Consider the following 16,781-nt stretch of genomic DNA (forward strand, 5'->3'; position numbering starts at 1 on the left):
AAGCAGCTGCACACTGTTTGTTTGCGGAATTTTTTGCTTTGTATTTGAAAGGGTTCTTTGCATACAGGATGTTTTACTATCCTTCCTCCTGAAAAAGTGGTATGATGACAATAGATGGAAGGAGGTAGTATCATGAAGGATTCTAAACGTATTCGCATGCACACAGGCAAAGGGTTTATTGCTGCACTCGATCAGAGCGGAGGCAGTACACCCAAAGCACTTCGACTGTATGGTATCGCAGAAGATGCGTATCATAACGATGAAGAAATGTTTGATTTGGTTCATGAAATGAGAACCAGAATTATGACGTGCCCTTCCTTTACAAGCGAGCATATACTCGCAGCTATTCTGTTTGAGAACACCATGGATCGTAAGGTGAACGGGGAGTATACGGCAGATTATCTGTGGAATCAGAAGGAGATTCTCCCTATTCTGAAGGTTGACAAGGGGCTGGCTCCGTTGGAACATGGTGTACAGCTTATGAAGCCGATGCCACAGCTTGATGAACTGCTTGAACGAGCAAAGGAACGCCATATTTTCGGTACGAAAATGCGTTCTATCATTAAGGAAAGCAATACTGATGGTATCCGTGCAATCGTAGAACAGCAGTTTGCAATCGGTAAGAGAATTTGTGCTACAGGTCTTGTTCCGATTCTGGAGCCTGAGGTGGATATCAATGCAGCGGATAAGGCAGATTGTGAAATCCTGTTAAAAGCGGAAATCAAAAAGCATCTGGCGTTATTGCAGGACGATGAAATCATCATGTTTAAGCTGAGTATTCCAAGTGTTGACGGTTTCTACAGTGAGCTGATGGAGGATCCGCATGTACTGCGTGTTGTCGCATTATCCGGCGGCTATACAAGAGATGAAGCAAACGCGCGTCTTGCAAGAAACCCAGGATTGATTGCCAGCTTCTCCCGTGCTCTGTCACAGGGGCTCAGTGTTACGCAGAGTGATGAGGAATTTGAGGCGTTGTTAAAGGAATCCATTCAGTCCATTTACGATGCCAGCATCACCTAGAAAGATGCAATATCAAATATAATATACGGGTATGAAAAAAGATGCAGAGTGAGGCTACTCTGCATCTTTTGCGTTGCGGTAAAGAAGCCGTTTATATGGTATTCTTTGCATATATCTCAGCCAGTCCGTCTGCATGCAGACACGATATAAAAGCAGCGTCAGAATAAGTCCGAGAATTACATCGATGACAGAATGCTGTTTTAAAACGACCGTAGACAGGCAGATGGCAATACCGGTGAATATCGTAATGCCTTTGATCAGTACAGGATGGCGAAAATTTTGATAACGCTGTACGATCATCATGATGGCAACCGTGCTGGAAACATGAATGGAAGGACAGACATTGGTCGGCGTATCAATGGCATACAGCAGGCTTGCGATTTTGGCAAGCAGGTTGTCATGCTCCACAACCGGACGCAGCTGCAGGCCGTTGGGAAGCAGGGTATAGATTATGAGACAGATGGTCATACCGCTGAACATGATAAAGCACAGGTCCAGAAAATCCTTACGCGAGTGAAACAGAAAATAGCCAAGGGATACTGCAAGCATGGGGAACCATGCAAAATAAGGAATTACAAAGCCCTCATGAAAGGGAATCCAGTCGTCCAGCGGACAGTGTATGATAAATCTGGGAACCGCAAAGTTTTCCAGAAGCTCAAAATAAATTAAATAGGGAATAAAATACAGAAGACACAGAGAATAGGGATGCTCTCTGATCCAGGCTGCTGTTTTTTTAAGCATAGGCATCCTCCTTTTACGAATAGTATTTATTATAGTACGAAATTCCATTTCTTTCAATAAAAAAATCCGACCTGTGCCGGATTATGGTTTGATGTAGGAATATCCCTCCTGCTGTTTTAGTGCCAGCTCAACAACGCCGCTTGCCACGGTGGCAACACCGTCTAACAGCTCCTGCTCCTCTACCTTTTGCCCTTTCATCGCATTACGGCAGGCGGCAATGACGACACCGCGCTTCATAAAGTCACAAAAGATATCGCTGTATTCCAGCTGGACTGCTGCTTCCTTGCGCAGCTGGCGGACAGCTCTGCCGTTGACAACGATTTCGATGTGAAATGCTTCACCTGATTGTTCACAGTATGCAAGCATATGCGTAACATTTCCCTGCACAAGCGGCCACCGCTTTTCTTCATCAATGTGAAATACCACGTTCATGAACATACCTCTTTTCTGTTTTTTTTTGTTAAGGTCATTGTACGACACAACGGCAGCTACTTGCAAGAGAAATCCTTAATTTCGTGTTGTGAAAAAATTCATAAAGTTTTTATTTGAAAGCGATTCCACAGGTGGTAGAATAGCTACAGAGGAAAGTTGAGTGTGATGATAATATGAAGAATCTGGAGCATCATCTGCTGGGAAAGCATCCCAGAATCGGATTTGCGGAGGGAGCCAACCCCGATGTGATACAGGCAGCCATACGGCATGTGGAAAATGGGTTTATATTACCTGTTCTGATTGGACATAAAAAGGAGATTCTCTGGCATGCGAAGGAAATGGGCGTGGATGTTAGCGGTGTGGAAATAGCCGATATCGAGAGCTTTGCGAATAAGCATGAAATGGTGGCGCGTATGCTGATGATCCGCCGCGGTGACTGGAGTCAGGAGGAATGTGAAAAAAAGCTGCAGGATGTTAACTACTTCTCGACGATGTACCTGGAGCTTGGCTATATCGACGGCCTGGTTGGAGGTGTTGTGGCGACTACCGCACAAACCATGCGGCCGGCCCTGCAGCTGATTCGGACAGCGGAAGGAGAGCGTACGGTATCCAGCTGTGTTTTGCTGGAGAAGGAGAATGTTCATTATATCATGGGGGACTGCACATTGAATGTGGATCCGAATGTGCAGGAGCTTGTGGAAATCACCTTGCAGTGCGCACGTACAGCACGGCAGTTCGGTATTGAACCAAGGGTAGGGATTTTATCCTATTCCACCTTTGGCTCAGGTAGCGGGGCAAGCGTTGACAAGGTGCGTGTTGTGGCTGAGCATCTGAAACGCATGCCGCTGGATTTTGCAGTTGACGGAGAAATTCAGGTAGATGCCGCCATATCCCCGCTTGTCGCAAAGGTGAAAGCACCGGATTCCAGCATTGCTGGAAAGATGAATACCTTGATTTTTCCTAATATTGATGCCGGGAATATCGGTTATAAAATTGCAGTGGAGCTTGGCGGCTTTACCATGTTTGGACCGATCCTGCAGGGCTTGCGTAAGCCGGTCAATATTCTGACAAGAAGAGCAAGTGTGGATACGATATATTCCATCGGCATCATTACCGGTGTGCAGGCAGTGGAGATGAGATAGTGATACCGGTAGGGAAGTCCCCAAGATATTTTGAAAACTAAAAAAGAGCTGTTTCAAACACTTTTTAAGAAGTGTAAAGGAACAGCTCCTTTGTTTTGCAATGCTGCTGTTGGAGGCCTGCTCCAGTGATATGCTTTCAGAAAGCGATATATCTGAAATACGCACCTGCTTTGAAAAGTCTGCATAGTAAGGGGAATATAAAGCCTACGCCTTCTTTCTTCTTCCCTCTGTATCCGCAAAGGATAAAAAAGCATTCATATGCGGCGTCAGCCATTTACTTTTGTGATAGACGATCTGCCGGTATACATGAAGCTGGAAGTCTTTTGGGTGAAGGATGGACAGACGCTTCTGCTCCACATAGGGCCGCACACAGAAGGCAGGAAGAAACGAAATTTCCGGTTCACTCAGCAGCTCCCTTATGATAAATTCCGTATTGCCGATTTCCAGATACGGGTGAACCTGCTGCTTCATGGATAAGGCGTACTGCTCCAGTTCATAGCGGTAGCTGGCAGCGCTTTCCGTAAGAATCAGCTCCTCCTGCAGTATATCCTTTAATAGAATGGATTTTTTTTGTGTGAGAGGATGCTGCGGATGACATACAAACACAATTTCCTCCGGTTCATCCACAACACGGATCCAGTCGTGATGATACTGACGGCGGTCAATAAAATAAACGATATCCAGCTCGTTATGATTCATCATATCCAGCAAAATCTCCGGTGATGAGGTTTCCACGCTGATAGTAATTCGCGGATACGCTTTATGAAACGCATGGAGCAGCTTGGGAAAGGACGATGCGCAAAGGGATTCGGTCATACCGATTCGTAAATGTCCCGCTAACTCCTGTGCCTCCTGCAAAGCGAGCTTGGCTTTTTCACTCTCCTCTAAAATACGGCACGCATAGGCATAGAAGATATCTCCCTGCTGCGTAAGGGAAATGGATTTTCCAAATCGGTCAAACAATCTGGTATGCAGCTCCTTTTCCAGCTGCTGAATCTGAATTGTGACGGCTGCCTGTGTATATCCCAATGCTGCGGCAGCCTTTGAGAAGCTCTTGAGCTGAGCCACCCGTTGAAATGTTCGCAATGTACGCAGTTCCATAAATCCTCCCATAAAGATAATTTAACTATCTCATAAAATATATAAAATTTTCATAATTATATGACGATGATATAATACATTTACCAAGAAGTCAACGTGAAACGTGAAAAGGGAGAAAAATTATGGAAAGACACGATGCACAATATACAGCGTATGTCAATCTGCTGAAAAAAGAGCTTGTTCCGGCGATGGGATGCACAGAGCCGATCGCAATCGCGTATGCGGCGGCACAGGCGGCAGCACGGTTACAGGGGGAAGTGGAGCAGGTTGATATTTATGCCAGCGGAAACATTATCAAAAATGTGAAAAGTGTCACAGTGCCGAATACCGGAGGGCGCAAGGGTATTCAAAGCGCAGCCGCAATCGGTATCGTTGCAGGTGATCCTGATCTGGGACTGGAGGTAATTTCCCACGTCCGCACGGAACAGATCAAAGAAATGGAGGAGCTTTTGAACCGGGCTGCATTTCATGTCCATCATGAGCAGTGCAGCTGTGCCCTGCAGGTTGGTGTAAAGGTGAGCGGGAAGGGGCATTCTGTTCTTGTATGTATTCAGAATGAGCATTCTCATATTGTTCGCATTGTAGAGGATGGCATATGCATTCTTGATGAAGAAGCACAGGAGGATGCACAGGAGCTGCCGGATGCTGTACAGTTTTCCATGAAGGGAATATATGAATTTGCCAGTATGGCTGACATAAAGGATGTCAGAGCTATACTGGAACGCCAGATTGCGTGTAATACTGCCATTGCCAAGGAAGGGCTGGAACATTCCTATGGGGCAAATATTGGTTCCGTACTGCTTTCCACCTACGGAGACCGTGTACAGATTCGTGCGCGTGCACTGGCTGCGGCAGGAAGTGATGCAAGGATGAGCGGGTGTGAGCTGCCTGTCATTATTAACAGCGGGAGCGGTAATCAGGGGATGACCTGTTCCCTGCCTGTGATTGCATATGCAAAGGAGCTGCATTCCAGTGAGGAGCAGCTGTTTCGGGCCCTCCTGATTTCCAATTTATCCACATTGTATCAGAAAAAGTTTATCGGCAGACTGTCTGCCTATTGCGGTGCAGTGAGTGCCGGTGCGGGAGCAGGAGCTGGCATTGCGTATTTATTAGGAGGCGATTATGAGCATATCTGCCACACGATTGTAAATGCGCTGGCGATTACCTCCGGCATGATCTGTGATGGTGCCAAGCCTTCCTGTGCAGCGAAAATTGCAACTGCAGTCGATGCCGGAATTATGGGCTGCATGATGTATCAGAAGGGTAAGCAGTTTTACCGTGGAGAAGGGATTGTATGCCGGGATATTGAGGAGACCATCATGGGGGTTGGTCAGTTGGCAAGAGACGGTATGAAGGAAACAGATGATGAAATCATACGGCTGATGATCAATAACTAGGCTTTGCTGTATCAGTGAAACCATATACATAGAAAACGCCTGTCGCAATAGTTTTGTACAGGCGTTTTATGTATGCAATGCTTTATCGTTTGTGATTTTGCTTAACCGGTGAAAAAGCAGACAGCGTTCTGTGATTTCGTTTGAGGCTTTTTGTATGCTGCTTGCCGACATTGTATGAGATAGGGCAGAGATTGATCGTGAAGAAAGCGGTTTTTGCCATAATTGAGTGTCACAGGAAACAGCGTTTCGCATGCCGATGCTTTATACAGCCTTATACAGATAAAAGGAGGACTTACGTGGTTTTCTTCAGTGCCTTTAAACTGCTGCGGCTGATATCAGGAGAGAGAATCATGACGATACCGCCAAGAATCGTATTGGTGTAAAAGGTAACCACTCTCCATACAAGCATCATGCTGGCTGCTCCCGCTGCACCGACGAACGGTGTGAATACGAGGGTGAAGGTTGTTTCGGCAACCCCGTGCTTACCATAAACCGGAAGCGCTGATAAGATCAGATCTACAAAAAAGGAGGCCGAGAAAAACAGAGGAATATCCTGCAGATGGATATCAAGCTTCAAACAGAATGCAATCAGCAGCGGCAGAGAGTGCCGTACCGTCAGCTTCGCCGTATTCAGTAGATGCACCTTCATAAGCAATCGGGAATCCTTCTTATAAAGATCATTTGCAGTTTGCAGGGAATCACTGAAGTGCTGCAGGCCATGCTGAATGCTGTCTTTTTGTAAGGGCAGATGAATGGTATCTATGAGAACGCTGACAAATGCAATCAGCCATGTGAAAACCCTTGGCCATAAAAACAGCATGGCAACTGCAGCGATAGGAAAGATGCTGATCACAAAGCCGGTAAGCGCCAGTATGCTTTCTTCAGGAAACAGGGAAAACAGATGATCATAGCTGATAAGCACTGCGCAGGCACTCAGTGCCATATAGGAGAGCTGATATAAAATCTGATCCATGACAAGAATGCTGCAGCCCTGCTCCCACTGTATGCCTTTTACCTTGAACAGCAGCATCTGTGCCGTCTTTGCCAGGGCCGAGGCACTGACATTCATTAGGAATACAGCAATAAAGGAATTGGATATCCCGCTCGTCACAGAATAATCAGGATTCACTTTTCTGCATAAAACACGGATACCGATGCCGCCAATGACATAAACCGAGGCACTGATTCCTATGAGCAGGAGGATATCAAACAGATGTAAATGCTGCAAAATCTGCAATATATCTGCAGTATGGTCTTTGATATTGAAATACAGCATACATATAACAAAAAGTATCAGCAGTGTATACTTTCCGATATGCTTCATCCAGTTTTTCATGGCAATCCCTCTTATGTTATGATAACGATTCAACAGCTGGCGTACATTGAAGATGCGGTAGTGTTAAAGGCATTATCGCTTTTTTACAGTGCTTAAGAAGTCGTGAATCGTAATCTCTTAACCATAAGAATACTACAAATTTATGAAAAATAACAGATATCACGGGGAAATATGATAAAATACTGTCAGAAATATTTATGTGTTATCGGCTGCAGGGATGCTTTTACCGGATATCCTTTGTGTGTTAACACAAACGCTTACCGCAAAAAGACCTGTGCCTGTCAGAGGTAAAAAAGAGAAAGGAAAGGGATACTTTATGAAAGGGAAAATTTGTATTTTGAATATTGGCTGCATCAATTACGATCACAAGCTGGATACAGGCTGTATCCAGGGGAATCCTGTATGCTATGAGGAAAGCGGGCCTGATGAAATTCTGGAACGGGTGCAGGGCTGTGAAATCGTTGTCACAAAGGAGCTTGCATTACCGCGAAGTCTGCTTGAACAGTTCCCTGACAGTGTGCGGCTGATTTGTGAAGCTGGAACCGGTTATAACAATATTGATCTGGAGGCCTGTCGCCAGAAGGGAATCATGGTATGCAATACGCCGGCTTATTCCACAAAACGGGTGGCGCATACTGCTATGATGCTGCTTCTGAATCTGAGCAGCTCTATGCGAAAGCAGCTGCAAATGCTGGAGAAACACGATTACCGTAATTTCACAGAGCATATGCTGGTGGATCACACGGAGGTCAATGATAAAACGCTCGGGATCATCGGTTATGGAAGCATCGGTCAGGAAGTGATACGGATTGCAAGCGTACTGGGAATGAAAATTCTGGTTTCTACGAGAACAGCCCGCAGGGATACGGAGAATGTGAGCTTTGTTTCTCTGGAGGAGTTGCTGAGGGAAAGTGATTATGTCTCTTTGCACTGTCCCTTAAATGCGTCTACGCATCATCTGCTGGATGCAGAAAAGCTGGCTCTCATGAAGTCATCAGCGTTCCTAATCAATACAGCCCGCGGTGCTTTGATCGATGAGCAGGCACTGATTGCAGCCCTGCAAGCGGGAGGTATAGCCGGAGCCGGCTTGGATGTTCAGGAGAATGAGCCAATGGATGCCACAAATCCTCTTTATACGATGTCCAATGTCATTGTTACACCGCATATGGGTTGGAGAGGTTTGGAGACCAGACAGCGGCTGTTGCGGCTGGTGGCTGAGAATATAGAAGCCTATCTGCAGGGCACCCCTATCCATCGTGTAGACTGACTACAATCGTAGTCTTTTTATTTTCGGGCATTTCTATTTAACATTATCAGAATCCACATATAATAGAGGGGAGAGGATGATGATTATGGATAAGCTGGAAACAGCCTTTCAATTTCTTTGTGATGTAGGAATTGAAGCAAACAGACATATAGCATTAAAGGAATATACAACTCTGCACATAGGCGGGGAGGCACAGATTCTTGCAGAGCCCTCCAGTATCCTGCAGATTCAGCAGTGTATAGCGGTATGTAAGCAATATCGCATTGATTGGTATCTGCTGGGAAATGGAAGTAATGTGCTTGCCATGGATGAAGGCTTTGATGGAATGGTGATCGTTCTATCATCGAATTTTCACAGCATTGTGCTGGAGGATGCAGTGCATGTGCGTGCGCAAAGTGGTGCAGCTATAAAGGCTGTGAGTGCTTTTTGTGCCGCTCACGCGTTAAGCGGTCTGGAGTTTGCCTGCGGAATTCCGGGCAGTGTAGGCGGGGCAGTGTATATGAATGCCGGGGCATATGGCAAAGAAACCAGGGATGTGCTGTGTGAGGCTGTGTGGATGGATGAGCAGGGAGCGCTTCATACAAGCAGCGCAGTTGAGCTGCAGCTGGGATACCGCCACAGCCGCTTTAGCGAGCAGGGGGGAATCATATTGGAGGCAGTATTTGAGGTACAGCCGAAAAATCAAACGGAGATCATACAGCACATGGAGGAGCTGATGCGCCGCAGAAGGGAAAAGCAGCCACTTGATGCGTACAGTGCAGGCTCCACCTTTAAGCGTCCGCAGGGAGCGTATGCCTCTGCTTTGATCCGTGATGCCGGGTTGATGGGATATCATATCCGGGATGCACAGGTATCAGAAAAGCATGCAGGCTTTCTGATCAATCAAAATGCCGCAAGCAGTCAGGATTTTCTGGAGCTGATCCAGCAGGTGAAGGAGACGGTGAAGGCACATAGCGGATATGAGCTGGAGTGTGAAATTCGTTTTTTGAAAAAATAGATGAACTGCAGCTTTTGAAAGGCCGCTACCGGTATGAAACAGGAAATCAGCGATATGCTGTATATATCGAAAATCTATCCGGGACTTTTTGAAATCACTTTATCTTACGAGGTAGGGTTGTATATACTTGCCTGTATATGGCATTTAAGGTATATACAAAGGAAAGGAACAGGGTCCTTATCAAATGAAGCAGCGAATGATTTTTATACATGCTGCGGTTGTGCTTGCGTATACATGAAAATCATGCTATTGTGTAGATAATTGCATGGGAGGAGCTTTTATGAATAAGCAGCATAAGGCGGTATATCTGATGAATGCGTTTTTGCTTGGCGTGATTACAGGATTTTTTCTGACACCGCTCAAGAACGGTATTCAGGTCTATGTCAGTAATAAAAAATAAGCAAACACTCATTGCCAGGATGAGGGATTGAAGAAACAGGATTTCAGGAGATGGTCTGAAGTCCTTTTCTTTGCAGTTTTTTTGTGGGAGCTGCGTGTTTTTATCAGAATTGAGGAAGGCAGGGATTTTATAGGGAGGAGCCTGCATACAGTGAGCAGTCGATTGATAACGTGTACATAAATGACGGCTATATTTGATATATCGTGATAAGGTATCCTGCATCTTCCTTAAATAAAGGCAATGATATTTTATACTTCTGAAAATGCAGGCAGAATAGCTTCTGATACAAGCTTCTGGTACGGCAAAAAGTATTTGTCTTTTTTGAACAGAGGAAGTACGAACTATTGTTCCTTATGATACAAGGTAGTCTGTGAATGCAACATCTAATCATAAATTTTGAGAGAACTCATAAAATAGTATTACTTATTTTTTCAGTTTTTAAAAATATACGATTTATAAAATAATCATGGTATCCTACATGATGGTAAAGATGTTTTTCTTCCTTAAAAACAGCGGAATTCTATAAAGGACAAGATATATAAAACGATATCGAAAAAAGCCTTAAAAAAAGGCATTTTTCACACTTTTTTGTATTTATTTTTAATCCGGTTAATGGTATCATGAGTCATAGAAAAAGAAAGAAATAAGGAGGAATGTCCGTGAACTGGTATCAGCGTCAAAAAAAAGAATATGAATCAAAACGACCAGAGTCTGATGAACAGCAGATTAAGGAACGGAAGGATAACGAAGTCCACGCAGAGGAATTGAACAATGCAGAATCAATTCATCAATCTGATATAGGAATACAGCGAAAAGCAGAAAAATGGCTGGGCAATATTACAAATAAGAGGGAGACGGAAGCTATTATGGATGAAAACAAAATGAATGACGGAAATGAAAATGAATGGAAAGCCTCCACGGTAGGAGAGCATACAGAGCTGGTAGGTGATTTGAATACAGATGATGATCTCATTATTTATGGGTGTATCAAAGGAAATATCAAGTGCAGCCGCAGTATCCAATTATATGGCAGCGTTGAGGGTGATATTATCTGTCAGGAAGCTGTCGTCGTAAAGGCGAGTATCAATGGGAATGTTGAGTGTAAGAATACTCTGAAAATCTCTCAGGAGACCAAGGTGGAAGGAAATATTATAACAGCTTCATTGGAAAACGGCGGCAGTATCCATGGTGATGTTATCGCATCAGATGTTATGCGACTGAGCTCGGAATCACAGATTATCGGTGATATAGAAGCAGGCTCAATCAGTGTTGAACAGGGAGCCTGCATACAGGGTAATATAGTAATAGGCGCAAAAGTCGATATGCCATCCGGTAAAGCTGCGGAATGATTGCTGTGCTAAGGTTGCAGTATTATGCATAATCTGTGATAGAAGGCCATGCTCTTGTTTATGATAAGAGCTATTGGTGCAGCTTTCTTCATGGGGGTAATCGGCATATACGGATTTAGAAACGATACAATCTACAGAAAAGAATGTATCGTTTTTTTATGCAATCTGAATGTATAGGTGAAGGTAATAAAACCTTATAGGATATATAATCAGGGGCTATAAAGAATAAGGTAATAGAGCTTTTCAGAATGAAATTGGGAAGGACTGTAAAGCATTATGTGTGAGTATTCATGCACAGGATCATGACGAGAAAAATCTTCCCTGAAATCCTCTATAGCTACGCTAGCATTCCTTTTTATACACCGTCAGCTTCTCTTGTTCATCCAGGACGGCAAGAAGGATATCTTCTAATTCCGACGCATCGGTATTCTGCTTTCCAAGCTCTCTATAAAGCCATCGTTCATCCTTTTTCAGCTTGCTTAGATTCTCATGCAGGATTACACCATCCAGTATTACAGAATAAACCTGTACAGGCTCAATGGTTACCGAATGCATATCCTCCTTTCGCACATTCCTAGCGTATTCCTTGGGCTGCACGGATAATTTACCGGTAGGCTCCAGTAAGACTGTATATACATCATTGATATTAAAATATCCGCAATAGCGCAGATTACTCAGCAGCTCGGAAACAGTCATCTTTGATTTACGAAGACCCTTTTCATTTATAGTACCCTGTTCCATTAAACAAATAGGCTTTCCTGTCAATATGGTGTTTGCAGTCAGATTGACCTGCGTAGCTTTATTTAATAGCAGACTTGTTCCAAGAAACAGAATGATTGCGAATAAGCCAGCGAAAAAGGATACACTGGAGTTTATACTGATGGTTGCTGCAATGGAGCCGACAGTGATTCCGGAAACATAATCATAAAAGCTCATCTGTGCAATTTGCTTTGGGCCGTTTATACGTGCCATAAGCAGCATTACTGCTATGGTTATTACAACACGAAGAAATATTTCAACCAAATTCATACATGCTCATCCTTTCTGTGTGTATGCATACCTTAGTATTTACACAAACGAACCACTTAAACAAAAAGAAATACAACCAACCGAATGCGGTCTGGAAAAAAGACAGCCATATGGTGAAAATTCACTTTAACATGTTTAGCTTTTTTGCGTATGCGAAGTATCTGCAGCATAACCGAATGAGTACAGAGCACAGCCAAAACTCATAATCCAGCATTGCCTTGAAACCCTTTTAAGGTAAGGCTTTAAATGTGTGAAATCATGCAGCTTATTTCTTTACATGTGCTTACAAAGGCAGTGTATCAAAAACAGCTAAAAAACACAGACAGCTATGATAAACGGCTTTCCTGTGTTTTGAAATCGTAAAAAAGTCAGCTGTACACTATGCAGGAATTCATTAGCTGACTTATGCTGTATTTATATAAGGATGATGAATGATAAAGATGTACATATGATGGTATGGGAGCTAGTAGCTTTACTTACAGGCAGTTAACTATTTTTTTCGTCATGCACCTCCTGATTCAGATATCCCAGTACACCGTTAGCGACCAACCCCTGTGCCAGCTTAAAGAATTCACCATCCGTTAGATCATTTCCGTTTTCATACCACTTGGCCATCAGACCAATCATGGCAGAATAGCTGAACTCAATCATATAATCCAGATGTTCTAATTCCTGCGGAAGATTCCAGAATTGAATCAGCATGGTTCGCATCGTTCTTCTGAATTCATTTGTGAATCTCGGATCTCCGTTTTTTCCAAGCAGTGTGAATATTTTTTCTGCATGCCGTTTGAAAATCGGCATACTGACAGTATAAAGATAATTGATTTCCCTTGCATCAGCCTGAAATACATGGTCGTTTAAGGCAGCCCTTACCTCACTGCACACATCTTTGATCAGATTATCCTCGATATGCTCTAGAACAGCATAGACATCTTTAAAATAATGATAAAAGGTAACCCGGTTATTACCAGACAGCCTTGTGATTTCGGCAATCGTTATTTTATCTATCGTTTTTTCCTTATATAATGTCCAAAAGGCATCTATGAGATTCTTTCTTGTCGCAGCAGTTACTTCTGGTTGTTTTTTCATGCATCTACCCCTTATCTGACTTTATAATTACGCTCACACACGATTATGCTACATCCTGTTCCATATTGTTGCTTGATGAATGGAGGGATTGTGTTTATAATCCTATCATACAACGTGTTGTCGTATCCATCAAGCTACAAATTATGAGAATCTGTTACTTGATGAAACAGGTGGTAATCTTTATGATAAAGCCATACAACATATTGTTGTATAAAAAGGAGTGATACAATGTCAGTAATAGAAGTCAGTCATTTAACGAAGGACTATGGATATGGCAGAGGAGTATTTGATGTATCGGCTCATGTGGATGAAGGGGAGTGCTATGGCTTTCTCGGGCCCAACGGCGCAGGAAAAAGCACGACCATCCGTCATCTGATGGGCTTTTCGAAGCCACAGAGTGGAACAACTGTGATTGATGGTAGAAACAGCTGGAAATATGCAGCGGAGCTTCAGCGCATGGTTGGATATCTGCCTGGGGAAATCGCTTTTCCGACAGGTATGAGCGGAGCGCAGTTTTTAAAAATGCAAATGCAGATGCGGGGATTATCGGATGATACGTATTTGCAGAAGCTTCTGAAAAAATTTGAATTGGATCCGCATATCGGCTTAAAGCAGATGAGTCTTGGCACAAGGCGAAAGCTTGCAGTCGTTACGGCTTTTTTGCATGATCCTGCTATCCTGATTCTGGATGAGCCGACCTCCGGCCTGGATCCCATCATGCAGGAAATTTTTATCGACTACATTCTTGATGAGAAAAAGCGGGGAAAAACGATATTTTTATCCTCTCATATTTTTCACGAGGTTGATGCGTTATGTGACAGAATTGCTATTATTCGTGATGGTAAAATCGTTTCGGAATTTGATCCGGAGGTATTGAAAAGAGAAAGTGACAAGATATATCGCGTTTCCTTTGATGATGAAGCACAGTGGCGGGAATTTACAACGCATAATTATAAATTTACCTCTATTAACAAGTATAAGCTGCGTGCGAGAATTCAGCTGAAGAATCGTGACATACCTTCCTTCCTGGCGGATATTTCAAATTTTCATATTAAGGATTTCACAGAATTTCCTTTTTCGCTGGAGGATTACTTCATGCAATTTTATCATGAGGATAAGGTATTTGAGGGGGTGAAGTAATGCAGGATATTGTTATAAAGACAACCTCTCTGACAAAGGATTACGGCAAGGGACGCGGCATATTCGATATCAATATCGAAGTGCACAAAGGTGAGGTTTTCGGCTTTGTCGGAACCAACGGCTCCGGAAAGACAACTACCATTCGCAATATGATGGGCTTTATCAAGCCTGATCATGGGCATTCCATGGTTGAGAATCTGGATTCCTGGACGAAATCTGCGGAAATCATGAACAACGTCAGCTATGTACCCGGAGAAATTGCGTTTCCGGCATTGAAATCCGGTACGGAATTTTTAAAAACTCAGGCAGGATATCTCGGTGTCCGTGATTTTACCTATATGAATCACGTTATTGAATTACTGCAGCTGGATCCTAGCGCCAATCTGAAAAAAATGTCTAAGGGAATGAAGCAGAAAACAGCAATCGTTGCGGCACTGATGGGGGAAAAGGATATCCTTGTGCTGGATGAGCCAACAACCGGTCTTGATCCGCTGATGCGTGAGGCGTTTCTGGATCTGATACGAGAAGAAAAGCAAAAGGGACATACTGTATTCATGTCCAGTCATATATTCGAAGAAATCGAAGCAGTATGCGACAGGGTGGCAATGATCAAGGATGGCCATATCATTGATACCATATCTCTGTACGATTTGCGCCATCCCTCCATCAAGAACTTTATAGTGGAATTTGCGCAGGAACGTGATAAAAAGAGATTTCTTGACGATCCGCGCTTTCAGTCGGAAAGCAGAAATGCGCTGGGCTGTACAATGCAATGTGATATTTCCCAGCTGGATGATCTGTTCCATACGCTGAAATGTATGGAGGTTACGAATTTTCGGGAAATACGACGCTCTTTGCAGGAGCAGTTTATGAGCACATATAAGGAGGGACTTGCACGTAATGGAAACAAATAAAAAGACGGCACGATTTTTTTCCAAGCCGCTGATGAAGCAGACCATCAAATCCAATTGGGGATTGTGTCTTGCCATCCTGCTGGTGATGGTATTGCTTGGCAATGTAATGAATTATGCAATGAGTATGATGACAACGGAACGCAGTGATGTCGATGTCACAGAATATCAGGAAAGCTTTTATACGTACCTGGGAGCACTTGCGACCTATGATACTATGACAAAGCAGGAGCTGTCCTATGCTGATTTCGTGAAGGGGGATAATAAAGCAGCCTATGAGAACGCCTTTGAAATGCTGAGTAAACAAACGGATATGAAGCTCAGCACGAAGGGCTTTGAGGAAGCCATCAAAGGCCTGTCACAATCCGGTATCCATATGGATAAATATGTAAAGCAGTTTGAGTATGCCTATGCCTTGAAGCAGTCTGAGGGTGTATTTGATAAGGAGGAGCTGACGCCTTCCGGAATGCTGAACATCACATTGGATATGATGGGGGTATCCTCCGATATGGTGGAGAAGATGAGTGAGATGGATCCGGCATCCATGATGAACCAGATGTATTATACAGCGATGGGACTGCTTCCGATTTTTATCCTGATTGTCATTCTGGCAAATTCTCTGATTGCCGATCAGGTGGACAGAGGCTCCATGGCCTATGTACTGTCAACACCGACCAAGCGTTCGGCAGTTGCTATTACGCAGATGGTATTCCTGATCGTCGTTCCATTTTTAATGCTCTCGGTTGTATGTGCGACCCGTATCGGAACCTCCTTTATGTTTTATGATGAGGTTAATGTCGCCGGTATGATTGCACTGTTTGCCGGTATGTATGTCCTGGTAGAGGCAGTGTGTGGGCTGTGCTATATGGGAAGCTGTCTGTTTTCACAGAGCAGAAAATCCATGGCATTTGGCGGCGGTCTTGCGGTTTGGTTCTTTCTGGCATCCATGATTGGACTGTTTGGATCACAGAATATGGTCAATACCGGTATGGGAGTAGAAGAATTGAGTATTTTCAATAAGCTGACACTGGTTGGTTTATATGATGTGGATTCACTGGCAACAATTGGCACAGCCAGTGTGGATTTCACCTTCGCATGGAAGCTGCTGCTTCTGGCAGGGATTGCGGTTGCCTGCTATGCGTATGGTGCTGTCCGATTTTCTAAGAAGGATTTGCCATTATAATATTGCATATAAAGTATACAGTAGTCATTTCATGTGGCTGCTGTTTTTTTGTTGTGAGATAGTGGTGGAAAATCAAGAAGCATACAGGCTGTGTACATCCTTATATAGCAATGCTGCAAATTTATTTTAGCAATTAGTCATAATCGAAAAATGTGAAAAAACTATGAAAGCGTTGACAAAGAAAAATAGTTAGTGTATGATGAAATTGTAATCAAACGGATAGTGATTGTTTAAATACAAGCTAAAC

The 16,781-nt window shown here is 43.6% G+C and carries 16 protein-coding genes; 10 read left to right on the top strand and 6 right to left on the bottom strand.

Annotated features, from left to right (window positions below; all coding sequences use genetic code 11):
* Positions 1-132: 132 nt before the first annotated feature.
* On the top strand, positions 133-1,020 hold the full coding sequence (locus GKZ87_09330; protein QSI25663.1) for a fructose bisphosphate aldolase: 888 nt from the start codon (positions 133-135) through the stop codon (positions 1,018-1,020).
* A gap of 54 nt (positions 1,021-1,074) precedes the next feature.
* Here the strand turns inward: GKZ87_09330 and GKZ87_09335 are convergent, their stop codons facing one another.
* Positions 1,075-1,761, bottom strand: coding sequence for a phosphatase PAP2 family protein (locus GKZ87_09335; GenBank protein ID QSI25664.1), 687 nt, complete (start codon positions 1,759-1,761; stop codon positions 1,075-1,077).
* Between the two features lie 81 nt (positions 1,762-1,842).
* Positions 1,843-2,193: a hypothetical protein gene (locus tag GKZ87_09340; GenBank protein QSI25665.1), complete on the bottom strand. Its 351-nt coding sequence runs from the start codon at positions 2,191-2,193 to the stop codon at positions 1,843-1,845.
* A 173-nt stretch (positions 2,194-2,366) separates the two neighbouring features.
* Here GKZ87_09340 and GKZ87_09345 point away from each other — a divergent pair, with 173 nt between their 5' ends.
* The gene (locus GKZ87_09345; protein ID QSI25666.1) at positions 2,367-3,335 is read left to right on the top strand and encodes a phosphotransacetylase; all 969 of its coding nucleotides are present in this window, start codon (positions 2,367-2,369) and stop codon (positions 3,333-3,335) included.
* Between the two features lie 204 nt (positions 3,336-3,539).
* On the opposite strand, the gene GKZ87_09350 is transcribed toward GKZ87_09345, so the two are convergent.
* Positions 3,540-4,436: a LysR family transcriptional regulator gene (locus GKZ87_09350; protein QSI25667.1), complete on the bottom strand. Its 897-nt coding sequence runs from the start codon at positions 4,434-4,436 to the stop codon at positions 3,540-3,542.
* 122 nt (positions 4,437-4,558) lie between these two features.
* On the opposite strand from GKZ87_09350, the gene GKZ87_09355 reads away from it, so the two are divergent.
* Positions 4,559-5,833 (top strand): serine dehydratase subunit alpha family protein, encoded by a 1,275-nt coding sequence (locus GKZ87_09355; protein ID QSI25668.1) that lies wholly within the window; start codon positions 4,559-4,561, stop codon positions 5,831-5,833.
* Between the two features lie 292 nt (positions 5,834-6,125).
* Here the strand turns inward: GKZ87_09355 and GKZ87_09360 are convergent, their stop codons facing one another.
* Complete coding sequence (locus GKZ87_09360; GenBank protein QSI25669.1) at positions 6,126-7,169, bottom strand: flippase-like domain-containing protein; 1,044 nt, start codon at positions 7,167-7,169, stop codon at positions 6,126-6,128.
* A gap of 316 nt (positions 7,170-7,485) precedes the next feature.
* Here GKZ87_09360 and GKZ87_09365 point away from each other — a divergent pair, with 316 nt between their 5' ends.
* The 3 genes from GKZ87_09365 (at position 7,486) to GKZ87_09375 (ending at position 11,182) form a co-directional block, all read left to right on the top strand.
* Complete coding sequence (locus tag GKZ87_09365) at positions 7,486-8,436, top strand: D-2-hydroxyacid dehydrogenase (protein ID QSI25670.1); 951 nt, start codon at positions 7,486-7,488, stop codon at positions 8,434-8,436.
* A 76-nt stretch (positions 8,437-8,512) separates the two neighbouring features.
* A complete protein-coding gene (gene murB, locus GKZ87_09370; GenBank protein ID QSI25671.1) occupies positions 8,513-9,433 on the top strand; it encodes a UDP-N-acetylmuramate dehydrogenase in 921 nt (306 codons plus the stop codon).
* A 1,164-nt stretch (positions 9,434-10,597) separates the two neighbouring features.
* Positions 10,598-11,182 (top strand): polymer-forming cytoskeletal protein, encoded by a 585-nt coding sequence (locus tag GKZ87_09375; protein QSI27931.1) that lies wholly within the window; start codon positions 10,598-10,600, stop codon positions 11,180-11,182.
* Between the two features lie 342 nt (positions 11,183-11,524).
* On the opposite strand, the gene GKZ87_09380 is transcribed toward GKZ87_09375, so the two are convergent.
* Both GKZ87_09380 and GKZ87_09385 read right to left on the bottom strand, forming a co-directional pair.
* Positions 11,525-12,211 carry a DUF421 domain-containing protein gene (locus GKZ87_09380; protein QSI25672.1) on the bottom strand — a complete coding sequence of 229 codons (687 nt, stop codon included), beginning with the start codon at positions 12,209-12,211 and terminating at the stop codon, positions 11,525-11,527.
* A 486-nt stretch (positions 12,212-12,697) separates the two neighbouring features.
* Positions 12,698-13,300, bottom strand: coding sequence for a TetR/AcrR family transcriptional regulator (locus GKZ87_09385; protein ID QSI25673.1), 603 nt, complete (start codon positions 13,298-13,300; stop codon positions 12,698-12,700).
* A gap of 228 nt (positions 13,301-13,528) precedes the next feature.
* Here GKZ87_09385 and GKZ87_09390 point away from each other — a divergent pair, with 228 nt between their 5' ends.
* The 4 genes from GKZ87_09390 (at position 13,529) to GKZ87_09405 (ending at position 16,671) form a co-directional block, all read left to right on the top strand.
* Complete coding sequence (locus GKZ87_09390; protein ID QSI25674.1) at positions 13,529-14,440, top strand: ATP-binding cassette domain-containing protein; 912 nt, start codon at positions 13,529-13,531, stop codon at positions 14,438-14,440.
* A complete protein-coding gene (locus GKZ87_09395; protein ID QSI25675.1) occupies positions 14,440-15,354 on the top strand; it encodes an ATP-binding cassette domain-containing protein in 915 nt (304 codons plus the stop codon). Before GKZ87_09390 ends, GKZ87_09395 begins: the two co-directional genes overlap by 1 nt.
* A complete protein-coding gene (locus GKZ87_09400; GenBank protein QSI25676.1) occupies positions 15,341-16,534 on the top strand; it encodes an ABC transporter permease subunit in 1,194 nt (397 codons plus the stop codon). Before GKZ87_09395 ends, GKZ87_09400 begins: the two co-directional genes overlap by 14 nt.
* A 71-nt stretch (positions 16,535-16,605) precedes the next feature.
* Positions 16,606-16,671, top strand: coding sequence for a hypothetical protein (locus tag GKZ87_09405; GenBank protein ID QSI27932.1), 66 nt, complete (start codon positions 16,606-16,608; stop codon positions 16,669-16,671).
* Positions 16,672-16,781: the final 110 nt, after the last annotated feature.

Source organism: Erysipelotrichaceae bacterium 66202529 (assembly GCA_017161075.1).
Classification (GTDB): domain Bacteria; phylum Bacillota_I; class Bacilli_A; order Erysipelotrichales; family Erysipelotrichaceae; genus Clostridium_AQ.